We start from the raw sequence: 21,430 nt of genomic DNA on the forward strand, positions 1-21,430 counted from the left end.
CCCCTTGACCTGACTCAAGACGACTCCCCGAGGAGTACCGATGCAGACCACCCCGTCGCCGTCCCTGGCCGGCGATCAGCGCGCGATGAACGCCGTGATGGCCGGCGACACGCACGACCCGCACAGCCTGCTCGGCACACACCCGAGCGGCGACCACACGGTGATCCGCACGCTGCGCAAGGGCGCCAAGGAGGTCAGCCTCGTCATCGGTGACGAACGCGTGCCGATGACGGCGGTGCACCCGGACGGTATCTTCGCCGCCTCGGTGCCCGGCACGGTGCTCGACTACCGGATCGACGTCGAGGGCACCGTCTGCGACGACCCGTACCGGCATCTGCCCACCCTGGGTGAGCTCGACCTGCACCTGATCGGTGAGGGCCGGCACGAGAAGCTGTGGAAGGTGCTCGGCGCCCAGGCCAAGGGCGACGGCGTCGCCTTCGCCGTGTGGGCGCCCAGCGCCCGCGGCGTGCAGCTGATCGGCGACGTCGCCGGCTGGGGCCCGTTCGACGGCCTGCCGATGCGCTCGCTGGGCAGCAGCGGCGTCTGGGAGCTGTACGTGCCCGGCGCCTCCTCCGGCACCAAGTACAAGTTCAAGATCCTCGGCCAGGACGGCGTCTGGCGCGAGAAGGCCGACCCGCTGGCGCAGCACACCGAGGTGCCGCCGCGCACGGCGTCGGTCGTGTACGAGTCCTCCTACGAGTGGCAGGACGCCGACTGGATGGCCCAGCGCGCGACCAAGCAGTGGCACCAGGAGCCGATGAGCGCGTACGAGGTGCACCTCGGCTCGTGGCGCCCCGGCCTGTCCTATATGGAGCTGGCCGAGCAGCTGGTCGACTATGTGGTGGAGACCGGCTTCACCCACGTCGAGCTGATGCCGGTGATGGAGCACCCGTTCGGCGGCTCGTGGGGCTACCAGGTCACCGGCTACTTCGCACCGACGTCGCGCTTCGGCTCCCCCGACGAGTTCCGCCACCTGGTCGACAAGCTGCACCAGGCCGGCATCGGCGTCATCCTCGACTGGGTGCCCGCACACTTCCCCAAGGACGAATGGGCGCTGGCCCGCTTCGACGGCACCCCGCTCTACGAGCACGGCGACTGGCGGCGCGGCGAGCACCCCGACTGGGGCACGTACGTCTTCGACTTCGGCCGGCGCGAGGTCCGCAACTTCCTGGTCGCCAACGCCAACTACTGGTGCGAGGAGTTCCACGCCGACGGTCTGCGGGTCGACGCGGTCGCCTCGATGCTCTACCTGGACTACTCCCGCAAGGACGGCGAGTGGACCCCGAACCAGTACGGCGGCCGGGAAAACCTCGACGCGATCAGCTTCCTGCAGGAGATGAACGCGACCGTCTACCGCAACAACCCCGGCGTCGTCACCATCGCCGAGGAATCGACGGCGTGGCCGGGCGTCACCCGCCCCACCCACCTCGGCGGGCTGGGCTTCGGCTTCAAATGGAACATGGGCTGGATGAACGACACCCTCTCGTACATGGAGAAGGAGCCGATCTACCGGCAGTGGCACCACCACCAGATGACCTTCGCCACGGTGTACGCCTGGAGCGAGAACTACATCCTGCCGATCAGCCACGACGAGGTCGTGCACGGCAAGGGCTCGCTCACCGGCAAGATGCCCGGCGACCAGTGGCAGCAGCTGGCCAACACCCGCGCGCTGCTCGGCTTCATGTGGGCCTTCACCGGCAAGCAGCTGATCTTCATGGGCGCCGAGATGGGCGACGAGCGGGAGTGGAGCGAGGAACGCGGCCTCGACTGGGACCTGCTCGCCGACGAGAGCCGCGGCGGCGGCATCCACAAGCTGGTCAAGGACCTGAACAAGGCGTACCGGGACATCCCGGCGCTGTGGACGCAGGACACCACGGCGAGCGGCTTCCGCTGGATCACCAGCGAGGACTCGCAGCACAACACGTTCTCCTTCCTGCGCCTGGCCCCGAACGGCGACACGATGGCCTGCGTGGTCAACTTCGCCGCGGTCCCGCACGACAACTACCGCATCGGCCTGCCCCGGGCCGGCGTCTGGCGCGAGGTCGTCAACACCGACAGCACCCTGTACGGCGGCTCGGGCGTGGGCAACCTCGGCGAGGTGCACGCGGAGGAGATGCCGTGGCACGGGCTGAACGCGTCGGCGTCGTTGCGCGTACCGCCGCTGGGCGCGGTCTGGCTGCACTTCGAGGGCTGAGCCGCGCTTTGCGGGGAGGTGGCCGAAACTGTCGGTGGCCGGGTCTATGGTGCGAGAAGTCGTTCATTCTCGGCAAAGGAGCCGGCCATGGCAGTGCGCCTCAACCCGTACATCGCGTTCACCGACGGCAAGGCCCGCGCCGCGATGGAGTTCTACCACTCCGTCCTCGGCGGCACGCTCAACATCAGCACCTTCGGTGACTTCGGCGCCCCCGACCCGGCGCTGGCCGACAAGGTCATGCACGCCATTCTGGTCACCGACACCGGGATGGCCCTGATGGGCGCCGACGCACCGCCCGGCCTGGAGCACGTGCCGGGCAACGACATCGCGATCAGCCTCAGCGGCGACGAGGCCGACGTGATGCGCGAGTGGTGGGCCAAGCTGGCCGACGGCGGCGCGGTCAGCACCCCGCTGGAGAAGCAGATGTGGGGCGACGAGTTCGGCACCTGCACCGACCGCTTCGGCGTGGAGTGGATGGTCAACATCGCCGCGCCCCAGTCCTGAGGCCGGCGCAGTCCTGATGCTGGACGAGCTTCGCGGCATCTGCATGGCTCTGCCCGAGGTCACCGAGCGGCCCAGCCACGGCGCGCCGACCTGGTTCGTGCGTGACCGGCGGACCTTCGTGACCCTGTGGGAGCACGGCCATCATGACAACGAGTTCCCGCACCTGTGGTGTGCGGCGCCGCCCGGGGCCCAGCAGGAGCTGATCGCCGCGTCTCCGGAGCGGTTCTTCCGCCCGCCGTACGTGGGACACCGCGGCTGGCTCGGCGTCCGCCTGGACGGCAAGGTCGACTGGGCCGAGATCGCCGAGCTGTGCCAGGACGCCTACGAGACCGTCGCGACGCCGAAGAAGTCCGATTCCAACAAGCCGTAGCGGAGGTCGTCCGTCCACTCACCCTTGCTCCAGGTGTGCTGCCGCAACAGTCCTTCGCGCTGGAAGCCGGTGCGCTCCAGCAACCGGTACGAGGCGACGTTGCGGGCGTCGCATTCGGCCGACACCTTGTGCAGGCCCTTGACCCGGAACAGATGGTCCAGCACGGCCCGGACAGCCTCGGTGGCATAGCCGCGCCCCTGCCGGGCGGGCGCCAGGCTGTAGCCGAGTTGGGCCTGCATCCGGTTGTCATGCAGATTGACGGCGACGTCCCCGATGTGCGCCCGCTCGGCGGTGAGCTCCACGGCGTACTGGAACCAGCCCGGCTGATCGGGATCCGCGGCGGCCATGGACTCGATCGCGTAGCGCGCCTTCTCCACCGGGTACGGCGAATTCCAGGACTGGTAGCGCGCGACCTCGGGATCCGTCCGATAGGCGGCCAGAGTCTCGGCGTCGGCTGGGCGGAAGCGGCGGAGCACCAGCCGTTCGGTCGTGAGGAGCACGGGTTTGAGCGTACGCAGGGGCGACGCCGGCGGCTCGGCGCGGTTCCTCTTGCTGCCGGATGACAGGCTTGTGTCTGGTCCCGCCGGCGTCACCGCCGTTTCGGCCGGGCACATCGATCTTCGCTGGGTCAGGAGGACGGAATATGGACCTCGGCGTCCGCGACGCGCTGCTCCGCCACCTGGCTGAGGCAGTCGGGTCAGTCTCCGTCACCCACCCGACCCGGGTTGCCGTCGACGGGCCGCCCGCCGCCGGCAAGACCACCCTCGCCGATGAGCTGGCCGAGGTCCTGCGGGAACAGGGCCGTGAGGTCGTCCGCGCGACGATCGACGATTTCCTTCTCCCCCGGGCCCAGCGCTATCGACGCGGTGAGTTCTCCGCCGAAGGCTGTTACTTCGACACCCACGACTACGAGGCGCTGAACCGGGTTCTGCTCGATCCGCTCGGCCCGGCCGGAGATCGACGCTTCCAGCACGCGGTCTACGACCACACGACGGATGCTGTGCTGTCTCCGCCGACCACGACCGCCCCCGCCGACGCCGTGCTGGTCTTCGACGGCGTCTTCCTCCTGCGCCCGGAACTGGTCGGTCAGTGGGACGTGCGCATTTTCGTGTCGACCGAGCTCGAGAAGACCGTGCATCGTGCGGTGGTCCGAGAGGGCCGGGTGTCATCTCAGGCCGACGTCGAACGGCGCTGGCGCGAGCGCTACATCCCCTCGCAGAAGCTCTACTTCGCGACGGCCCGACCGACCGATCTGGCCGACATCATCGTGCACAACGACGAGCCCCAGCAGCCGGTCTGGACGGCCCGAACCCGTGAGGGACTCTGACGCGGGATCCTGCCGAGCGGCGGCTAGCCCGTCGCGGGCTCGACATACTCTTGCGCGCGCGACATCACCGGCGGCCCGGCCGGCTGGTCACATGCCGGCGCTCACCCGCATGCCCGTGCCGAACGCCGCGGCCGCGCGAAATGGAGTGGCCAGGGCCGGGCTGAGCAGCCGATGATGGGCCGGCATGAGCAACCTGACATCCATCGCCGCCCGGGTGGCCGCCGGCGCCACCGTCGACTTCCGGCCGACCGGCTCGTCGATGGTGCCGCTGATCCGCAGCCGGCAGCTCGTCACAGTCGCGCCCGTCGATCCGGCGGAGGTTGTCGTCGGGGACATCGTGCTGGCCCGCGTGGCCGGCGCCGTCTATCTGCATCTCGTCTCCGCGGTAGACCCGGTCAAGGGCCGCGTGCAGATCAGCAACAACCGGGGCCGGGTCAACGGATGGACCGGCTACGCCCGGGTCTACGGCATCTGCACAGCCGTCGACGGCCGGCCACGGCCGGGAACCCGCCGGGCGGACGCCGAACCGACCGTGGACGCCCGGCCCGGCGAAACAGCCAGACCCGACGACCGCACCCGGCCGAGGGGCCCTACTCCTCCTCCACGTCCGCGACGATCACTGTGACGTTGTCCGGAGCCCCGGCCTCCAACGTCCGCGCGATCAACTCCGCCGCGCACACCTGCCGGTCCGCGTACGACCGCAGCGTGGTAGCGATCACCTCGTCCTCGACGTAGTCACTCAGCCCGTCGCTGCAGAGCAGGAACCTGTCCCCCACCCGTACCGGCACCATCCGTCCCGCCGGCCGGAACGGCCCACCCTGCACCGCCTGGGTCACCAGCGCCCGCTGCGGGTGCCGGCGCGCGTCGTCCGGGGTCAGCACCCCTTGATCCACCAGCGCCTGCACATAAGTGTCATCCCGCGTGATCTGCGTCAACTCTCCATCACGACTCAGGTAGCACCGGGAGTCGCCCACGTTCAGGGCGGCCACCCGGTCGCCGGACAGCATGAGAGTCGTCACCGTGGTGCCCATGCCGTCGCGGGCGTCGTCGTCGGCGACTGCCTCCTCGATGCGCTTGTTGGCTGTTTCCAGCGCCGCGATCAGGTCCTGCAGCGGCTCACCCGTGTCCGGTTTCGCGTCCACGTCGGCCAGGGCGGTGACCAGGATGTCGCTGGCCAGCTCTCCGGCCGGCAGGCCGCCCATGCCGTCCGCCACGACCAGCAACCGGTCGCCGACGAAGACCGCGTCCTCGTTGTTCGACCGGACCAGGCCCTGATCGGAGGCGGCGACCGCACGAAGCACGACACTCATGTCACAAGACTGCCAAAGGGCTGCGGCGGTGTCTGTAGTACGTAGTACGTAGTGTTGGGTGGTGATGCCGGTACCGATGGTGGGACGAACGGACGCGTTGGATGAGCTCCGGCGCGCCTGGGAGCGTGTCGGAGCCACCCGCAGGTGCGTGCCCGCCGTGATCACCGGGCTGCCCGGCACCGGCAAGAGCACCCTGGTCTCGGCCGCATTGCAGCTCACGACCCCTCAGGTCATCCTGTCCGGCTCCGCTCGGCTGCATTCGCCCGCCCCCTACGACTGGCTCGCCGCCGTGCTGGCCGGGCTGGGGCCGCGCCCCGGGCTGCCGGTGCCGCCGGACGCTCTGGCCTGGCTCGCCCAGGATCCCGATGTCCCCCGGGAGCGGTACACGCCCGACGCGCTGCTGCGGCTGGCCGTCACGACCGTGCGGACGCTGGTGGGCGGTCGTCCCGCCGTACTCGTGGTCGAGGATCTGCACGCGCTGGACCCCGCCAGTCTGAACCTGATCAGTGAGCTCGCCGCCGCAGATCTCCCGGCCCTGCTGGTCGTGACCAGCCGTCCGCCCGAGGCGGCCGTCTCTCCGCTGCTCACGGCCCGGGTGCTGGCCCGGCTGTCGGGCGCCCCCGGCGCGGTGCGCCAGCATCTGGGTGCGCTGACCGCCGCGCAGGTGAGCCGCATCCTGGCCCACGTGTACGGCGCCAGCTGCCCGTCCCCGCAGGTCGCCGAGGCGGTATGGCGCCGCACCGGCGGTAACCCGTACCGGTTGAGTGAGCTGCTGGCCATGGCGGGTGGACCGGAGGCGCTGGCCGACGCGCCGCTGCCCGCCCATCTGCAGGAGCAGCCCGAGCTGACCGCCCGGGAGCGGGAGGTGATCGGTTGCCTGGCCGAGGGCATGTCCAACAAGCAGATCGCCCGCGCGCTGGGCATCTCGGTGCGCACGGTCACCGTGCACGTGTCGAATCTGCTGCGCAAGACCGGCGCCGCCTCGCGCACCGAGGCCGCGCTGTGGGCCGTTCAGCGTGACCTCAAGGCCACAGCAGCGTCTTGATCGAGCGACGCTCGTCCATCGCCGCATAGGCCTCGGCCACCTTCTCCATCGGCAGCTGCAGGTCGAACACCGCACCGGCGTCCAGGGAGCCGGCCAGCACGTCGGCGAGCAGCTCCGGCAGGTACGGCCGCACCGGCGCGACGCCACCGGCCACCGCGATGTTGTCGGCGAACATCTTCCTGATCGGTAGCTCCGCCCCGCCCAGCGGCACCCCCACGTAGCCGATCCGGCCGCCGGGGCGCACGGACGCCATCGCCTGCGCCATCGACTCCTTGTTGCCGACGCATTCGAGCACGGCGTCCGCGCCCTGGTCGGCGAGCAGGTCGCGCAGTGCCGCGGCGCCGTCGTCGCCGCGTTCGGAGATGACGTCGGAGGCGCCGAAGCCGGTCGCGACGTTCTGCCGGTCGGTGTACGACGAGAAGGCGATCACCCGGTCGGCACCGAGGCGGACTGCCGCCCGGACTGCGCACAGGCCGACCGCGCCGTCGCCGACCACCGCAACGGTGCTGCCCGGGCCCACACCCGCCGAGACAGCGGCGTGGTGGCCGGTGACCAGAACGTCGGAGAGGGCCAGGAGCGCCGGGATCTGCTCGCGGTCAGGATGCTCCGGCGTGGCGACCAGGGTGCCGTCGGCCAGCGGTACGCGCACGTACTGCCCCTGGCCGCCGTCGAGGGTGCGGCCGTCGGGGTCGGTGCCGCCGTACCACTGGGCCTGGACGCAGGAGGTGGTGACGCCCTGCCGGCAGTGCACGCAGGTGCCGTCGCTGATCGAGAAGGGGGAGATGACGAAGTCACCGGCCCGCAGGGTGGTCACGCCGGCGCCGATCTCCTCGACCACGCCGACGAACTCGTGGCCGATCGGGTGCGGGTCGGCCGGCGGGCGCGCACCCCGGAACGTCCACAGGTCGGAGCCGCAGACGCAGGCGGCGACCACCCGCACGATCGCGTCCGTGGGCAGCTGGATGGTCGGGTCCGGGCGCTGCTCCCAGCGGATGTCGCGGGGCGCGTACCACATCGCGGCGTGCATTCCTGCGACCTTACCCGCGCCCGGGCCGGGTGATCATCCGCGCGGGATTCGCGGGGCGGCGCGACAAGCACCGGGCGCCTCGGTCACAATCGTCGGCGTGACGACCAGCATCCATCAGCGCATTGCCCAGGAGCTCGGGGTCCGCGAGGGACAGGTGACCGCGGCGGTCGACCTGCTGGACGGCGGAGCCACCGTGCCGTTCATCGCCCGTTACCGCAAGGAGGTCACCGGCACCCTCGACGACCAGCAGCTGCGCACGCTCGAGGAGCGGCTCGGCTATCTGCGGGAGCTCGAGGACCGTCGCGCGGCCGTGCTCGAGTCGATCCGCTCGCAGGGCAAGCTCGACGACGCCCTCGAGGCGCAGATCCTCGCCGCGGAGTCCAAGGCCCGGCTCGAGGACATCTACCTGCCGTTCAAGCCCAAGCGCCGGACCCGGGCCCAGATCGCCCGCGAGGCCGGCCTGGAGCCGCTGGCCGACCTGCTGCTCGGCGACGCCACCCGGGACCCGAAGGCCGAGGCAGCGGCCTACGTGGACGTCGACGGCGTGGCCGACGTGACCGCGGCGCTCGACGGCGCCCGGGCGATCCTGATCGAGCGCTTCGCCGAGGACCCCGACCTCATCGGTGAGCTGCGCGAACGCATGTGGACCAAGGGCCGGCTGATCGCCAAGGTCCGCGAGGGCAAGGAGACCGAGGGCGCCAAGTTCGCGGACTACTTCGACTTCGCCGAGCCGTTCACCAAGCTGCCCTCGCACCGCATCCTCGCCATGTTCCGCGGCGAGAAGGAGGACGTGCTCGACCTGACCATGGAGCCCGAGGAGGGCGCCGAGGAGGGCGAGCGGTCCAGCTTCGAGGCGTCGGTGGCCGGCAAGTTCGGCATCTCCGACCACGGACGGCCCGGCGACCGCTGGCTGCTCGACACCGTGCGGTGGGCGTGGCGGACCAGGATCCTCATCCACCTGGGCGCGGACCTGCGGGTCCGGCTCTGGCAGGCGGCCGAGGACGAGGCGGTACGCGTCTTCGCGGCGAACCTGCGCGACCTGCTGCTGGCGGCCCCGGCCGGCAGCCGTACGACGATGGGTCTCGACCCCGGCTTCCGCACCGGCGTCAAGGTGGCCATCGTCGACTCGACCGGCAAGTGCGTCGCCACCTCGACGATCTACCCGCACGTCCCGCAGAACAAGTGGGACCAGTCGCTGCACACCCTGGCCACGCTGGCCCAGGAACACAAGGTCGACCTGGTGGCGATCGGCAACGGCACCGCCTCGCGGGAGACCGACCGGCTGGCGGCCGATCTGATCAAGCTGCATCCTTCGCTGGGGCTGACCAAGGTGATGGTCTCCGAGGCCGGTGCGTCTGTCTACTCGGCTTCGGCGTACGCGTCGCAGGAACTGCCCGGTATGGACGTCTCCCTGCGCGGCGCGGTCTCCATCGCCCGCCGCCTGCAGGACCCGCTGGCCGAACTGGTCAAGATCGACCCCCGGTCGATCGGCGTCGGGCAGTACCAGCACGACCTGTCCGAGGTGAAGCTGTCGAAGTCGCTGGACGCGGTGGTCGAGGACTGTGTGAACGCCGTCGGGGTGGACGTCAACACGGCGTCGGCCCCGCTGCTGACCCGGGTGTCGGGCATCGGCGCCGGCCTGGCGGAGAACATCGTCATGCATCGCGACGCCAACGGCCCGTTCAGGAACCGCTCCCAGATCAAGAAGGTGGCCCGGCTCGGGCCCAAGGCGTTCGAGCAGTGCGCGGGCTTCCTGCGCATCCCGGACGGCGACGACCCGCTGGACGCGTCCAGTGTGCACCCCGAGTCGTACCCGGTGGTCCGGACCATCCTGGCCACCGCCGGCGGCGACCTGAAGACGGTGATCGGCAACAGCCCGCTGCTGCGCGCCCTGCGCCCGGAGAAGTTCGTCACCGACACCGTCGGCCTGCCGACCGTCACGGACATCCTGCGCGAGCTGGAGAAGCCGGGCCGGGACCCGCGTCCGGCGTTCACCACGGCGACCTTCGCCGACGGCGTCGAGAAGATCGCCGACCTGCGCCCGGGCATGATCCTGGAGGGCGTGGTGACCAACGTGGCGGCGTTCGGCGCGTTCGTCGACGTCGGCGTGCACCAGGACGGCCTGGTGCACGTGTCGGCGCTGTCCAACACGTACGTGAAGGACCCGCGCGAGGTGGTCAAGTCCGGCGACGTCGTGAAGGTGCGGGTGGTGGAGGTCGACGAGGCGCGCAAGCGGATCTCGCTGACCATGAAGCTCGAGGACAAGCCGGAGCAGCGCGCGCCGCGGGAGCCGCGGGAGGCCCGGCCGGGTGGCGGCCAGCCCCGGCAGGGTGGCCAGCCGAGGCAGGGCGGTCAGGGCGGGCAGGGCGGTCAGCCCCGCCAGGGTGGTCAGCCCCGGCAAGGCGGCCAGGGCGGCCAGGGCGGTCGAGGTCAGGGCGGTCAGCGGCAGGGCGGCGGGGGCCAGCGCTCCGGCGGCCAGGCGCCCGCCGGCGGCAACAACTTCGGCAACAGCGCGATGGCCGACGCCCTGCGCCGCGCCGGCCTCACCAAGGACTGACCCCGCGAACCGGGCCCGGCACGCTTCCACCGCGCCGGGCCCGGCCCCGAGCGGCCGCTCAGCGGTCGATCGGCCAGATCTTGATGTCGTTGAAGGCGACCTGGTACGGCCCCTTCACCGGCGCGCTGCGCTCGGTGAAGATGCCGAGCACGACCCGCCCGCCGCGGATGTCCTTGTCCTGCACCGGTACGGCGCCGAGCAGCTCGCCGTCGCGCAGCACCTCGAGGGTCTCGCCGACGACGCTCACCGTGATCACGGTCGCCGGGGCGCCGACGTCGATCGGGCGGTCGTCGAGCGGGAACGTCTTGTAGACCTCGGTGGTGGTCGACTTGTGGGTGCCGACGTACACGTTGCGTTCGCAGACGCGTACCTGATAGCCGCGGTTCTGCGCGAAGCGCATCCAGATGGACGCGCAGCTGTCCGGGGTCAGCAGCCGGACCTTGACCTCGGCCTGCACGTCCGGGGGTTCGTAGTCCTCCGGTCCGCGGCAGCGGAAGACGCCGCGGGTCGCGCGGCTGACCACCAGGCCGCCGTCGAACGAGCACCCGGCCTGCTCGTCCTCCAGGGACGTGGCCTGCCAGAGGCGCTGCCCGGTCAGCGGGTCCGAGAGCAGCACGGTCTGCTCGGACTCCTCGACGCGCGGGTCGATCGTGGCGCCGGTGCTGTTGCCACCGTTCGGCCACAGCGTCGCCACCACGCCGCCGACCGCCAGCATCGCCAGGACCAGCAGGACCACCGCGGCGGGCAGCACCCACGGCCGGCGCGGCGTGGGGTCGTGGGAGAACGGCGTGTCCGGGGCGGCCGGTGAGGTCGGCACCGGCTGGGTGACGATCGAGTTCTCCGAGTAGCCGATCAGGGTGGGCGCGGCGGTGACCTCGGTGAGCAGCGCGGCGGGGTGCACCCCGGTGACCGCCTGCGCCTCCTGCGCGGCGAAGCGCAGGCCGGGCTGGTGGTCGAGCGCGGCACCGGAGGCGGCCGGTCGCTGCGGGCCGTCGACCAGCAGATCCAGCAGCTCACGGGCGCTGGGACGGTTGGCCGGGTCCTTCTCCAGCGCGTGCCCGATGAGGTCGCGCAGGGGGCCGCTGAGCCCGGACAGGTCCGGCGGCTGGGTCAGGATCCGGGCCGCGGTCGCCGGCGGGGAGTCGGCGCTGAACGGGGTGCGGCCGGTGCCCGCGTACGCGACGACGCCGCCCCAGGCGAACACGTCGGCGGCCGGGGTGAGCGGCACGTCCAGGTCGGGGCCGAACCGCTCGGGCGCCATGTACGCCACCGTGCCGACCATCTGGTCGGTGCTGGTGTGGGCGCTGGTCGCCTCCATCGCCCGGGCGATGCCGAAGTCGATGACCTTGGGGCTGCCCGGGGCGAGCAGGACGTTGCGCGGCTTGAGATCGCGGTGGATGACCCCGGCGCCGTGGATGGCGGTCAGCGCGGTCGCCACCCCGATCGCCACACTGTGCAGATTGGACGCGGTGAGCGGGCCGCGCTCCTCGACCACCTCGGCCAGGCTCGGCCCGTCGACGTACTCGACGACCAGGTAGGGCTGCTCGTGATCGGGGTCGGCGTCGAGCACCTCGGCGGTGCAGAACGGCGGCACCTGGCGGACCCGGTTGACCTCGCTGCGGAACCGGCGCCGGAACGCGTCGTCCGGCGCGAGGTCGGCCCGGACCACCTTGACCGCGACGAGCACACCGGCGGCGCTGCGGGCCAGATAGACAGTGCCCATGCCGCCCTCGCCGAGCCGGCTGAGCAGTTCGTACGAACCGAGCCGGCGAGGGTCACGCGGGCGCAGCGGGCTGGTCCGCTCGTCCGACATGCCGTTTACTCCTACGCCCCCGCGGCATGACGCCGCCCCACCCCCGACAGGAAAGGTCACCCTATAGGGCCTTGTCATCGCCTGCGAAGACCTGTCCGCCGGTTGGCGCACAACCGACACAGATCACTGTCTTCGCCACCGACGGGCCGGCGCGAGCGTCAGAAGGACCGGATGTCCACGTCGGCGAAGGTCACGGCGTACGGCGGGTCGGTGTCGACGGCCTCGACGCTCAGGCCGAGCAGCACCTGGCCCTGCTCCGGCCCGTCCTTGGGCAGCCGCACCGAGCCCGCGAAGTCACCGCCGCGGAAGACCTGGGCCTCGCCCTCGCGGACCACCAGGTGCACGCGGACCGACTCGCGCAGGTCGATCCGCTGGTCGAGCGGGATCCGGCCGTAGACCCGGCGGTCGTCCGGCCGGTCCGCCGCCACCGACATCTCGTTCTGGCAGACGCGCAGCACCTGCCCGCCGCGCCGCGGGTCCCAGTGGAACCAGATCGCCGCGCAGCTGCCGGCCGACTGCAGCGCGGTGGTCACCTCCACGCCGAAGTCGTCCGCGATGGACTCGTCCGGGCCGACGCACTGGTACGTGCCGCGGTCGACCCGGGCGGCGCGCATCACGCCGCGGGTGGAGCAGTTGGCGTTCTGTTCCCGGATCTCGCTGTCCAGCCACTGGCCGGGCCGGTTCAGCGCGTCCTGGATGATCGGCTCGCCGCCGTCCGGCTCCACCGGGGTCCGGTCCGCGCCGTCGTCGTCCTCGTAGTCGGCCGCTTCGGTGGGTGGCGGGCTCTCCGGGGCCGCTGCCCCGTCCTGCCCGGTGGACTGCTCGACGCCGGCGGCAGCGCCACCGCGCGGCGATCCTCCGGTGGTCGACGGGTCGCCGGTGCCGCGCTGCGCGTTCAGGACCAGCGCCACCGTGGCCACGCCCGCGACGACCAGCAGGACGGCCAGTACGGCGAGCAGCCGATGGCCCCGCGGCCGTCCCCTGCCGGCGGGCACCTCACCGCGGGAGTAGTGGTCGGTGGCGTAGGGGCGGGGCGGGTAGTTGTCGTCGGACTCGAAATACTCGGCCACGACCGGCGGGGCCGGGACGACGGGGGCACTGAACACCGTGGTGCGCTGCCGGGCCGACGGGCGCGCACCGCGCTGGTCGTCGCCCAGCAGCATGTCGAGCAGTTCGCGGGCGGTCGGCCGCTCCTCCGGGTCCTTCGACAGCGACAGGGCGACGATCTCCCGCAGCGACTCGGGCAGCCCGTTCAGGTGCGGCGGCTGGGTGAGGATCCGGGCCGCGGTCGCCGGCGGCGAGTCACCGTGGAACGGCGTGCGGCCGGTGCCGGCGTAGGCCACGACACAACCCCAGGCGAAGATGTCCGCGGCGGCCGTCAGCGGCGTGCCCGGCTCGGAGGAGAAGCGTTCCGGGGCCATGTAGGCGACCGTGCCGACCATCTGGTCCGTACGGGTGTGCTGGCTGGTCGCCTCGAAGGCCCGGGCGATGCCGAAGTCGATGACCTTGGGGCTGCCCGGGGCCAGCAGCACGTTGTCCGGCTTGAGGTCGCGGTGGATGACCCCGGCGCCGTGGATGCCGGTCAGCGCGGTCGCCACCCCGACCGCCAGCGAGTGCAGGGCCGCCGCGCGCAACGGGCCGCGTTCCTCCACCACCTCGCCCAGACTCGGGCCGTCGACGTACTCGACCACCAGGTACGGCGGGTTGTGGTCCAGGTCCGCGTCGAGGACCTCGGCGGTGCAGAACGACGGCACCTGCCGGGCCCGTTCCACCTCGCTGCGGAAGCGCCCGCGGAACTCCGGGTCGTTGACCAGGGCGGCGTGCACCAGCTTGATGGCCACGTAGTTGTCGTCGCGGTCGGTCGCCAGGTAGACCACGCCCATGCCGCCCGAGCCGAGCCGGCCGGTGAGCCAGTACTCGCCCAGCTGCTCCGGGTCCCCACGGCGCAGCGGAGTCACGCGGTACGCGGTGTCCACGGTCAACTCCCCACTGAGGTACGACGGCGCCGCGACAGCAGGAGCGCCGTCAGGACCAGCGCGGCGAGCAGGAGCACGAACCATCCCGCGCCGAGCCGGCCGACCACACCACTCAACTCGCGCTGGAGATTCGAGGCAAGATTCACGATCGGATCCTGCCCGGAAGTCCTCAGATCCTTGACAAGGCGCAGCTCATACCATCCGTAGTAGGCCACGTACGCTCCGGCGACGACCAGCACCGCGCCGCCGATCCGGGGCACGAAAGCCGCCGCCCGGCGCAGGCGCGACACCGCGGAGACCCGGACCAGAGCGACGGCGAGGGCGGTCACGCCGATCACGAGACCCATCCCGGCCGCGTAACTGACGAACAGGGCCACACCCTCGACGGTGGAGCCGGCGCGCAGGCTGGAGACGACGATCGCGAGGAACGGCCCGATCGCGCAGCCGAGCGACGCGATCGCGTAGGCCATGCCGAACAGGACCATCGACGCGGCCGTCCCGGTCAGGCGGGGCGCGCGCATCCCCCGGCCGGGGGTCGGCAGGGACCGCCCGGCGAGCAGCCAGCCGCCGAGCACCACCAGCCCGGCCCCCAAGACCACGGTGAGCCACGGCAGCCGGGGCATCAGCCACCCGGTCAGCGGGGCCAGCAGCAGCCCGAACACCCCGAAGACCAGGACATAACCGGTGGTCAGGGCGGCCGTGCAGCGCAACGCCCGGCCCACGGCGGCCGGACCGCCGCCCGCGACCCGCGGCTCATCGCCGGCAACCAGGACCGACAGGTACGCGGGCAGCAACGCGAAGCCGCACGGGTTCACCGCACCGAGCATCCCGGCGGTCAGCGCGAGCAGCAGCGTGGCCCGCACGGCTCACGCCACCAGCGACTTGACCTTGGTGGTCAGCTGCAGGTCGTCCAGATAGTCGGTGGTGACGATCTTGCCCGCCCGATCGAGGATCACGTAGGTGCTCTGCTGCGTGATGCCGAACTTCTTCCACAGCTTGCCCGGCTCGTCGTCCAGGTGCGGCACCGCGCCCACCTCGAGGTCGGCGACGAACTCGTGCATGTCCTTGTTGTTGCCCAGGCCCGCGATGCCGAGGATGTTGAGCCGGCCCGCGTACTCCTGCTGCAGGTCGGCGATCGACATGGCCTCGCTCGCGCAGGTCGCGCACCAGGGCGCCCAGAACCACAGGATGGTCGGCTTGCCGGCCATGGTCGCCGCGTCGAACGCCTTGCCGTCCAGGGTCTTACCCGTGAACTTCAGCGACGCCGGCACCGTCACGGGCGCGGCGGGCTCTGCGGCAGCGCTCGCCGGTGGTGCGGCCGGCATCGGCTCCGACGCCGCGACCGGCTCGGAGGCCGCCGGGCCGCAGCCCGCGAGGAGCCCGAGGCAGACCCCGGCGACCAGCCCGGACAGCAGCCGGGTCACTTCTTCACCGCTTCCGTCAGCCGCAGCGCCAGCGCCGGGCACACGTTGACCGCCTTGCGGGCACCGTTCTCCAGCCACGGCGGCAGCGGCGTCTGCGGGAACGCCGGGAAGCCGTTCGCGTCCAGCCGGATGATCTCCGGGGCGACCGCCGAGCAGAGACCGTGACCGTCGCACCGCGACCAGTCCACCGCGAGCTTCCGCGCCCCCTGATCGGTGTGGTACGGCAACGGCAGGACGCCGCGCACCTGCTTGCCGCAGCCCTCGCCGTTGGCGTGCAGTTCCACGTCGCGGGCGAAGACCTCGAGCGCCGACAGCGCGAACCGGGCCGTGCCGTCGGGGTGGCTGCAGGCACCACGGCCCTTCACCACACCGGCCGCCTGCCGGACGTTCTCCAGCGCGCTGCCGCCCAGCGCCACCAGGGTCACCGCGCGGGCCAGGTCGGGCAGGCCGAGCCGGCACGGGCCGCACTGACCCGCCGACTCCCCGGCCAGGTACTGCGTGACCTGGGCGACCTCGCCCAGCGGACAGGTCGTCGAGCCGATCGGGATCAGCATGCCGGCGCCCAGCGTGCCGCCGACCTTGGCGAAGCCCTTGCGGGAGATGGTCACCGTCTTCGCCGCCTCGGCGCTGATCCACTTGCCGTGGTAGCCGCCGACCAGCAGGCCCGGACCGATGTCGGCCCCGCACATGGTGAGCACGTCCATCAGCGGCGTGCCGGTCGGTGCCTCGATCACGGCGGGCGCGGTGGCCGAGCCGCCGACGGTCAGCATGACCGTGCCGGGCTCCTCGGGGATGCCGACCGCGTTGTACTCCCACGGGCCCAGCCGGGCCGCGATGGCGAGCTGCGAGTACGTCTCGGCGTTGGAGAGCAGGGTGGGCAGCCCGCCGACGCCGTTGTCGCTGGAACGGACCTTACGGCCGGGCGGGATGTGCGCCTCACCGTTGATGCCGCGGACCAGCGCGCCGCCCTCGCCGGAGATGAACCGGTGCGGGACGGTGACGATCCGGGTCGGCACCGGCATCCGGCGCTCGGCCAGGGCCGCGGCCAGCGAATCCTGCCCGATGCCGTCGTCGGCGATGCCGATGACGATCTCCTCGGCGTCGAGCGCGGCGGCGGCCAGGGCCGCGCCGTCCAGGATCAGGTGCGGGCCGCGGGTCAGCACGGCCTTGTCCTTCCAGGACGGCGGCTCGCCCTCGGTGGCGTTGACGACGATCACCGGCGGCAGGTCCTGACGCTGGCAGGAGTCGAGCACCGCGCGCACCTTGCGGGCGAACGGGAACCCCGCACCGCCCCGGCCGCGCAGCTCGATCCGGTCGGCCAGACCGATCAGCTCACCGCTGGACAGCGCCGCGAAGCCGCCGTGCACCTCCTGATGCGCGATCAGGTCCAGGCGGCCGTACTCGTCGAAGCCCGCGGTGATCCGCGGGGTCCCGATGCTGGTGACCGGAGGGACCAGATCGGCGCTCAAGACGATGCCCCGCTACGGGTGGCATCGCCACGGCGGGCGATCCGGTCGATGGCGCGCTCAGTCACTGTGCTTCCCCTCGCAGCTGACGCCAGTAGACGTCGTCAGCCGATTCGTCCGCTCTGCCCCTGCTGCCGCGACGAGCCCCCCGGCTCGCCGCCCGGACGGGTTCCGGCTGGGTCGCCCGGCGGGCCCGGCGCGACGCCATGTCGACCAGGGTCGGCGTCTCGTCGGGTTCCAGGTCCGGACCGGCCACGGCGCGCGGCGCCCCGGCCAGGTCCACGAACTCGCTGCGGCTGTGTCGTCCCGAGTCGGCGCTGTCGACGTCGGCGCCCCGGTCGCGCCGGGTCCGGGGCGCAGTCTCGACATCGTCGGTGTAGCGCGACGAGCGCGACGGCCGCGGCGGCTCGTCGTCCGGGTAACGGGCGGACCGCCGCCGCGGGGGCGGCGCCTCCTCGTACCGGTCGTCCTCGACGTAGCGCCGCTGCCGCGGTGCCGGGACGTCGTCGTCGGCGGCGTAACGCCGGGAGCGCGGCGCCTCCTCCTCGACGACGCGCCGGGAACGCGGCGCGGGCATCTCGTCCTCGTCGGCGTAGCGCCGGCCGCGGGCCGGGGCCTCGTCCTCGAACTCGGTGCCGGCGTAACGCCGCGAGCGGGCCGGGGGCTCCTCGACGTACGGGTCACCGGCCGCCCGCCGGCGGCCGCGCGGCGCGGGCACCTCGTCCTCGTCGGCGTAGCTGCGCATCCCCTCGTCGAGCGCCCGGCGCGACATGGCGCTGGTCGGCTCGTCGAAGCGCTCGGCGGCGCGGCGCTGACGGGGCGCCGGGGCGTCCTCCTCGGCGTAGCCGCGCGAGCGCGGCGCCGGCAGGTCGTCCTCCTCGAACTCCCACCGCTGGGTGGGGGCGTCGTCGAAGTCACGGCGGCGGCGGACCCGCTCCTCGTCGTCGACGCCGCGGCGCGGCCGGCGCGCCGGCTCCGGCGGCACGCTGATCGGCGCGCTCGCGGGGGCACTGACGGGCTTGGCGGCGGTCTCGACCAGCGGCGGCGCGCCGGTGGCGCGAGCGGCCGGCGTCCAGGTGGCCAGGGCGGCCGACCCGTCGACGACGACCGCGTCGTCGCGGCGGCTCTTGCCCCGGCCCTTGCTGCTCGGGGTCGTCGTCGGGACCAGCTTGCCGACCGGCTGGATCTTGCCGGTGCCGGTGCCGGCCTGCGACGCGAAGTCCTTGCGGCGGTTCAGCCGCACCGAGAGGCGCACGGCCAGGCCGACCAGCACGAGCAGGATGCAGATGATGTAGGAGACGATGACCCACGGCTTGGCCGCGCGCCCGGCGCCCAGACCGTGCAGCAGGGCGATCGGCCACATCAGGTACGAGATCGCGTGGATGCCCCGCCACATCCAGGGCTTGCCCTTGCCGACGAAGCGGGACCGGGCGATACCGGTCCACATCACCATCACCATGATGTAACCGGAGATGGTGCCGAAGCCGATGAGCATCGTCTTGTACGGCGCCAGGAACGGGACGAACACGTCGATCACGCCGATGTAGTTCATCGCCACCTTCGTCCACACGTGGAAGAAGAGGGCCACGACCGCGATCACGCCGGTGGTGCGGTGCGCGGACTGCAGCAGTACCCGCTGGCGGATCGACAGGACCAGCCGGTCGGTGGCGACTAGTCCCACCATGATGGTGATCGAGAGCGAGACGAGCGCGACGACGCCCACGTAGAACTCGGTGTACGCGAAGACGTACACGTACGCCTTCTGGCCGGCCGGGGTCAGCATCGCGGCGGCCCAGAGCGCGGCGAGGACGGAGACGCCGAGCACCGCGTAGGTGATCATCGACGGCGGTGTCCGGCCGCCGGTAGCGCTCATCGGGACGTCCACACGACTGGCGGATCGCTGGTTCATCTTCGTCCGGGCCATAACTCCTCGTTCTCCGCAGCGGTACAGCGTCCGTCCTGGGCGGTCGGGACGCCGGCATCCGTGGGGGATGCCCCGCGCTCGTTACTGTCGGGCCGGTCTACCGGCGGCCTGCCCTTCCTCACCCTGAGTGAAAGCCGGTCTCCTGCCCTCCCCCATCTACGTGTGTGGCCGGGGTTCGGATGAACGTTCGGGAAGTTCTTTGCGGCGAAGTTTGCGCGAGCATGCTACCGATCTCGCCCGGAAGTGCCCTGACCAGGCAAGACACTGTTCGGAAACCCGGGGCTAAGGCAAAAATAAAGTGTTATCGAGGTGGGAATCACCGGTCCGGGGTGAACCTTTCGCCCGGCCCTCCCGAACTACCTCACGTGCGTGCAAGTTGACGCCATAGCGTGAGGAGATGATTGCTGTGCGGCATCGCGCTGCTCTGCTGTGCGCCATCCTGGCCGCCACGGCCGCGACCCTGATCATGCCCGGCCGGGCTTCCGCGGTCGAGCCGGGCTTCCAGGTCGAGATCACCGAGCTGCCCCGCACCTTCACCGCCGGGGCCGACGCGCGACAGGTCACCGTGGTCGCCACCAGCGAGCAGAACCGGTGTGTGAAGGTGCGCTGGTCGCTGCTGCTCGAGGTGGACGGGCCGGGCCTGGACGAGGTGGAGGTGGCCCGCGACGAGGACGGGGACTTCCCCGTACAGGTGCAGAACGTGGCCGCCGGCACCGCCCGGATCACCGACGTGCAGCTCGACCCGGGCCTGCTCTGCCGGGGTCGTACGGTGACCGCCCGCTACCAGATCGCCTTCGACGACGAAGCCGAGCCGGGCCGGGTCACCTTCCGCGCGCAGGCCTTCAACGCGGGCCGCACCCTGCTGCAGGAGACGAGTTCGCGCAGCGAGGTCAAGGGCGAGCGGGAGGAGCCGGAGGAGAGCGAGTCGCCCAGCCCCTCGGCCAGCCCGTCACCGAGCGAGTCCGCCGAGGCGGAGGAGGCGGACGACGAGGCCACCGCCGAGCCGGAACCCACCGACAAGGACGTGGACGTCGCCGCGGTGCCGACCGGCAGCAACAGTGGCACCCCCAGCCTGCTGGGGGCCGGCCTGATCGTCGGCGGGATCCTGGTCTTCCTCGGGGTCGGGCTGCTGCTGCGGCTGCGCATGCGGGGCCGGGCGCCGAAACACGGCAGCGATCTGCCGACCGGCTTCTACCCCACCAACTGATCTTCCTCCACAACTTCCTGGGGTAAACCTGCGGAAGACTTAGGCCGCAGTTAAGAGACCGTCGCGGACGGTAGCCCTAGGGTGGGTCGGGCGCTACCCCCTACTGTGGAGGATCCTTGAAGACCAAGACTGTCCGTATCTCGGCCGGGGTCGGCGCCGCCGCGCTGGCGCTCGTCGGTGTCTCCGCCGGCGTCTCCTTCGCGGACGACAAGCCCGCCCCGGTGACCGCGGCGAGTGCGGCGGACCGGTTCCTCGGCGGCGCCGCCCCGGTGCCGGCCGCCCTCGTCCCCCCGCCCGGCAACACCCTGACCTCGGTCTTCAAGGCCAAGGGCGTGCAGGTCTACGGCTGTACGGACACCAAGTGGACCCTGATCGAGCCGGCCGCGTCGCTGACCGGCATCACCCTGAACCCGGTCAAGGTGGCCTCCGCGCTGCACTTCCGCGGCCCCAGCTGGCAGTCGCCCGACGACGGCTCACTGGTCGAGGGCACCGGTCCGGTCTCGGCGCCGTCGGCGACCCCGAACAGCATCCCGCAGCTGCTCGTCACGGCGAAGGCCAGCCGCGGCCCCGGCGTCTTCGGCGACGTCACCTTCATCCAGCGCCTGTCCACGGTCGGCGGCGTCGCCCCGGCCACGGCCTGCACCACCGGCGCGACAGCCTCGGTGTCGTACCAGGCGGTCTACCGCTTCTTCAAGAAGAGCTGACTGCCGCGAAACACTGACCTTTCCGAGGGGCCGGATGCCGGTGCCCCGCCGATGCGGCGGTGCACCGGCATCTCTCGGTCAGGGCTCATCGAGGCGCAGGACCGTCTCCTCGATCTCCGTGCCGCGGGCGGTCGCGTACGCGACCTCCTTGCCGACCGGCCGGAAGCCCGCCTTGCGCAGGACCGCCAGCGAGCCGGCGTTGTCACTGGCCGCCCGGGCCGTGATCGGCCGCACCGGCACCAGATCGAGCAGCAGCTCCACGGCGCGGGTGGCGATTCCCCGCCCCCACCGGGCCCGGTCCAGCCAGTACGTGATCTCGGTGTCGTTACCGACCGGGAAACTGGCCACCGTGCCGGCCAGCTCGCCGTCGACGGTGATCGCGAACAGCAGGATCTCCGGATCGGTGCGGATCCGGGTGAAGTGCGCGTCGAAGGCGGCCCGGTCGTCGGGATCATCGGCGGTGAACGCGGCCATCCGCACCGCGACGGGATCACGCATCTGGTCGTAGATCAGGTCCAGATCGTCGTCGCGCACCGCCCGCAGGCCGATCTCAGCCATCCGTCGCTCCTGTCCCGGCCCGGA

At 71.8% G+C, this 21,430-nt stretch carries 19 protein-coding genes; 9 read left to right on the plus strand and 10 right to left on the minus strand.

What is annotated here, in order from left to right; translation table 11 throughout:
• Positions 1 to 85 precede the first annotated feature (85 nt).
• The 3 genes from glgB to ACQP2Y_RS31015 all read left to right on the plus strand — a co-directional run bounded on the left by glgB (position 86) and on the right by ACQP2Y_RS31015 (position 3,068).
• On the plus strand, positions 86 to 2,194 hold the full coding sequence (glgB, locus tag ACQP2Y_RS31005; RefSeq protein ID WP_433732151.1) for a 1,4-alpha-glucan branching protein GlgB: 2,109 nt from the start codon (positions 86 to 88) through the stop codon (positions 2,192 to 2,194).
• A gap of 87 nt (positions 2,195 to 2,281) precedes the next feature.
• A complete protein-coding gene (locus ACQP2Y_RS31010; RefSeq protein WP_433718764.1) occupies positions 2,282 to 2,698 on the plus strand; it encodes a VOC family protein in 417 nt (138 codons plus the stop codon).
• 16 nt (positions 2,699 to 2,714) lie between these two features.
• Positions 2,715 to 3,068: an MmcQ/YjbR family DNA-binding protein gene (locus ACQP2Y_RS31015; RefSeq protein WP_433718766.1), complete on the plus strand. Its 354-nt coding sequence runs from the start codon at positions 2,715 to 2,717 to the stop codon at positions 3,066 to 3,068.
• Here ACQP2Y_RS31015 and ACQP2Y_RS31020 read toward each other — a convergent pair.
• Complete coding sequence (locus tag ACQP2Y_RS31020) at positions 3,020 to 3,568, minus strand: GNAT family N-acetyltransferase (RefSeq protein ID WP_433718768.1); 549 nt, start codon at positions 3,566 to 3,568, stop codon at positions 3,020 to 3,022. The genes ACQP2Y_RS31015 and ACQP2Y_RS31020 overlap by 49 nt on opposite strands.
• A gap of 143 nt (positions 3,569 to 3,711) precedes the next feature.
• On the opposite strand from ACQP2Y_RS31020, the gene ACQP2Y_RS31025 reads away from it, so the two are divergent.
• On the plus strand, positions 3,712 to 4,395 hold the full coding sequence (locus ACQP2Y_RS31025) for a cytidylate kinase family protein (protein ID WP_433718769.1): 684 nt from the start codon (positions 3,712 to 3,714) through the stop codon (positions 4,393 to 4,395).
• Between the two features lie 184 nt (positions 4,396 to 4,579).
• On the plus strand, positions 4,580 to 5,020 hold the full coding sequence (locus tag ACQP2Y_RS31030; protein ID WP_433718771.1) for a hypothetical protein: 441 nt from the start codon (positions 4,580 to 4,582) through the stop codon (positions 5,018 to 5,020).
• Here ACQP2Y_RS31030 and ACQP2Y_RS31035 read toward each other — a convergent pair.
• Entirely contained in the window at positions 4,986 to 5,705 is a 720-nt protein-coding gene (locus ACQP2Y_RS31035) for a PP2C family protein-serine/threonine phosphatase (RefSeq protein WP_433718773.1), read from the minus strand. The genes ACQP2Y_RS31030 and ACQP2Y_RS31035 overlap by 35 nt on opposite strands.
• A gap of 76 nt (positions 5,706 to 5,781) precedes the next feature.
• Here ACQP2Y_RS31035 and ACQP2Y_RS31040 point away from each other — a divergent pair, with 76 nt between their 5' ends.
• On the plus strand, positions 5,782 to 6,750 hold the full coding sequence (locus ACQP2Y_RS31040) for a LuxR C-terminal-related transcriptional regulator (RefSeq protein ID WP_433718776.1): 969 nt from the start codon (positions 5,782 to 5,784) through the stop codon (positions 6,748 to 6,750).
• On the opposite strand, the gene ACQP2Y_RS31045 is transcribed toward ACQP2Y_RS31040, so the two are convergent.
• Complete coding sequence (locus ACQP2Y_RS31045; protein ID WP_433718777.1) at positions 6,728 to 7,777, minus strand: zinc-dependent alcohol dehydrogenase family protein; 1,050 nt, start codon at positions 7,775 to 7,777, stop codon at positions 6,728 to 6,730. The two genes, ACQP2Y_RS31040 and ACQP2Y_RS31045, sit on opposite strands and share 23 nt — an antisense overlap.
• Positions 7,778 to 7,874: 97 nt before the next feature.
• Between ACQP2Y_RS31045 and ACQP2Y_RS31050 the strand changes: the two genes are divergently transcribed.
• Positions 7,875 to 10,334, plus strand: a complete 2,460-nt coding sequence (locus ACQP2Y_RS31050) for a Tex family protein (protein WP_433718780.1) — start codon at positions 7,875 to 7,877, stop codon at positions 10,332 to 10,334.
• Positions 10,335 to 10,392: 58 nt separating this feature from the next.
• On the opposite strand, the gene ACQP2Y_RS31055 is transcribed toward ACQP2Y_RS31050, so the two are convergent.
• The 6 genes from ACQP2Y_RS31055 to ACQP2Y_RS31080 form a co-directional block, all read right to left on the minus strand.
• Entirely contained in the window at positions 10,393 to 12,147 is a 1,755-nt protein-coding gene (locus ACQP2Y_RS31055; RefSeq protein WP_433718782.1) for a serine/threonine protein kinase, read from the minus strand.
• Between the two features lie 158 nt (positions 12,148 to 12,305).
• Positions 12,306 to 14,123, minus strand: a complete 1,818-nt coding sequence (locus ACQP2Y_RS31060; protein WP_433718783.1) for a serine/threonine-protein kinase — start codon at positions 14,121 to 14,123, stop codon at positions 12,306 to 12,308.
• Positions 14,124 to 14,125: 2 nt separating this feature from the next.
• A complete protein-coding gene (locus ACQP2Y_RS31065) occupies positions 14,126 to 14,986 on the minus strand; it encodes a cytochrome c biogenesis CcdA family protein (RefSeq protein ID WP_433718785.1) in 861 nt (286 codons plus the stop codon).
• Positions 14,987 to 14,989: 3 nt separating this feature from the next.
• Complete coding sequence (locus ACQP2Y_RS31070) at positions 14,990 to 15,547, minus strand: TlpA family protein disulfide reductase (protein WP_433718787.1); 558 nt, start codon at positions 15,545 to 15,547, stop codon at positions 14,990 to 14,992.
• A complete protein-coding gene (locus ACQP2Y_RS31075; protein ID WP_433718789.1) occupies positions 15,544 to 17,016 on the minus strand; it encodes an NADH-ubiquinone oxidoreductase-F iron-sulfur binding region domain-containing protein in 1,473 nt (490 codons plus the stop codon). The genes ACQP2Y_RS31070 and ACQP2Y_RS31075 overlap by 4 nt, the downstream gene beginning before the upstream one ends.
• 61 nt (positions 17,017 to 17,077) lie before the next feature.
• Positions 17,078 to 18,886: a translation initiation factor III gene (locus ACQP2Y_RS31080; protein ID WP_433718790.1), complete on the minus strand. Its 1,809-nt coding sequence runs from the start codon at positions 18,884 to 18,886 to the stop codon at positions 17,078 to 17,080.
• Between the two features lie 448 nt (positions 18,887 to 19,334).
• On the opposite strand from ACQP2Y_RS31080, the gene ACQP2Y_RS31085 reads away from it, so the two are divergent.
• Together ACQP2Y_RS31085 and ACQP2Y_RS31090 are read left to right on the plus strand one after the other, a co-directional pair.
• Positions 19,335 to 20,144 (plus strand): hypothetical protein, encoded by an 810-nt coding sequence (locus ACQP2Y_RS31085; RefSeq protein WP_433718792.1) that lies wholly within the window; start codon positions 19,335 to 19,337, stop codon positions 20,142 to 20,144.
• A 116-nt stretch (positions 20,145 to 20,260) separates the two neighbouring features.
• Positions 20,261 to 20,848, plus strand: a complete 588-nt coding sequence (locus tag ACQP2Y_RS31090) for a DUF3455 domain-containing protein (RefSeq protein WP_433718793.1) — start codon at positions 20,261 to 20,263, stop codon at positions 20,846 to 20,848.
• A 78-nt stretch (positions 20,849 to 20,926) separates the two neighbouring features.
• Here the strand turns inward: ACQP2Y_RS31090 and ACQP2Y_RS31095 are convergent, their stop codons facing one another.
• The gene (locus ACQP2Y_RS31095; protein WP_433718794.1) at positions 20,927 to 21,406 is read right to left on the minus strand and encodes a GNAT family N-acetyltransferase; all 480 of its coding nucleotides are present in this window, start codon (positions 21,404 to 21,406) and stop codon (positions 20,927 to 20,929) included.
• Positions 21,407 to 21,430: the final 24 nt, after the last annotated feature.

The sequence above is a fragment of the Actinoplanes sp. CA-051413 genome (assembly GCF_050955795.1).
Taxonomy (GTDB): Bacteria; Actinomycetota; Actinomycetes; order Mycobacteriales; family Micromonosporaceae; genus Actinoplanes.

Coding starts and splice junctions, on each gene's coding strand:
- ACQP2Y_RS31085 (WP_433718792.1), top strand. CDS start 19,335: ATGATTGCTGTGCGGCATCGCGCTGCTCTGCTGTGCGCCATCCTGGCC.
- ACQP2Y_RS31080 (WP_433718790.1), bottom strand. CDS start 18,886: ATGAGCGCTACCGGCGGCCGGACACCGCCGTCGATGATCACCTACGCG.
- ACQP2Y_RS31025 (WP_433718769.1), top strand. CDS start 3,712: ATGGACCTCGGCGTCCGCGACGCGCTGCTCCGCCACCTGGCTGAGGCA.
- ACQP2Y_RS31010 (WP_433718764.1), top strand. CDS start 2,282: ATGGCAGTGCGCCTCAACCCGTACATCGCGTTCACCGACGGCAAGGCC.
- ACQP2Y_RS31045 (WP_433718777.1), bottom strand. CDS start 7,777: ATGCACGCCGCGATGTGGTACGCGCCCCGCGACATCCGCTGGGAGCAG.
- ACQP2Y_RS31055 (WP_433718782.1), bottom strand. CDS start 12,147: ATGTCGGACGAGCGGACCAGCCCGCTGCGCCCGCGTGACCCTCGCCGG.
- ACQP2Y_RS31095 (WP_433718794.1), bottom strand. CDS start 21,406: ATGGCTGAGATCGGCCTGCGGGCGGTGCGCGACGACGATCTGGACCTG.
- ACQP2Y_RS31030 (WP_433718771.1), top strand. CDS start 4,580: ATGAGCAACCTGACATCCATCGCCGCCCGGGTGGCCGCCGGCGCCACC.
- glgB (WP_433732151.1), top strand. CDS start 86: ATGAACGCCGTGATGGCCGGCGACACGCACGACCCGCACAGCCTGCTC.
- ACQP2Y_RS31015 (WP_433718766.1), top strand. CDS start 2,715: ATGCTGGACGAGCTTCGCGGCATCTGCATGGCTCTGCCCGAGGTCACC.
- ACQP2Y_RS31035 (WP_433718773.1), bottom strand. CDS start 5,705: ATGAGTGTCGTGCTTCGTGCGGTCGCCGCCTCCGATCAGGGCCTGGTC.
- ACQP2Y_RS31040 (WP_433718776.1), top strand. CDS start 5,782: ATGGTGGGACGAACGGACGCGTTGGATGAGCTCCGGCGCGCCTGGGAG.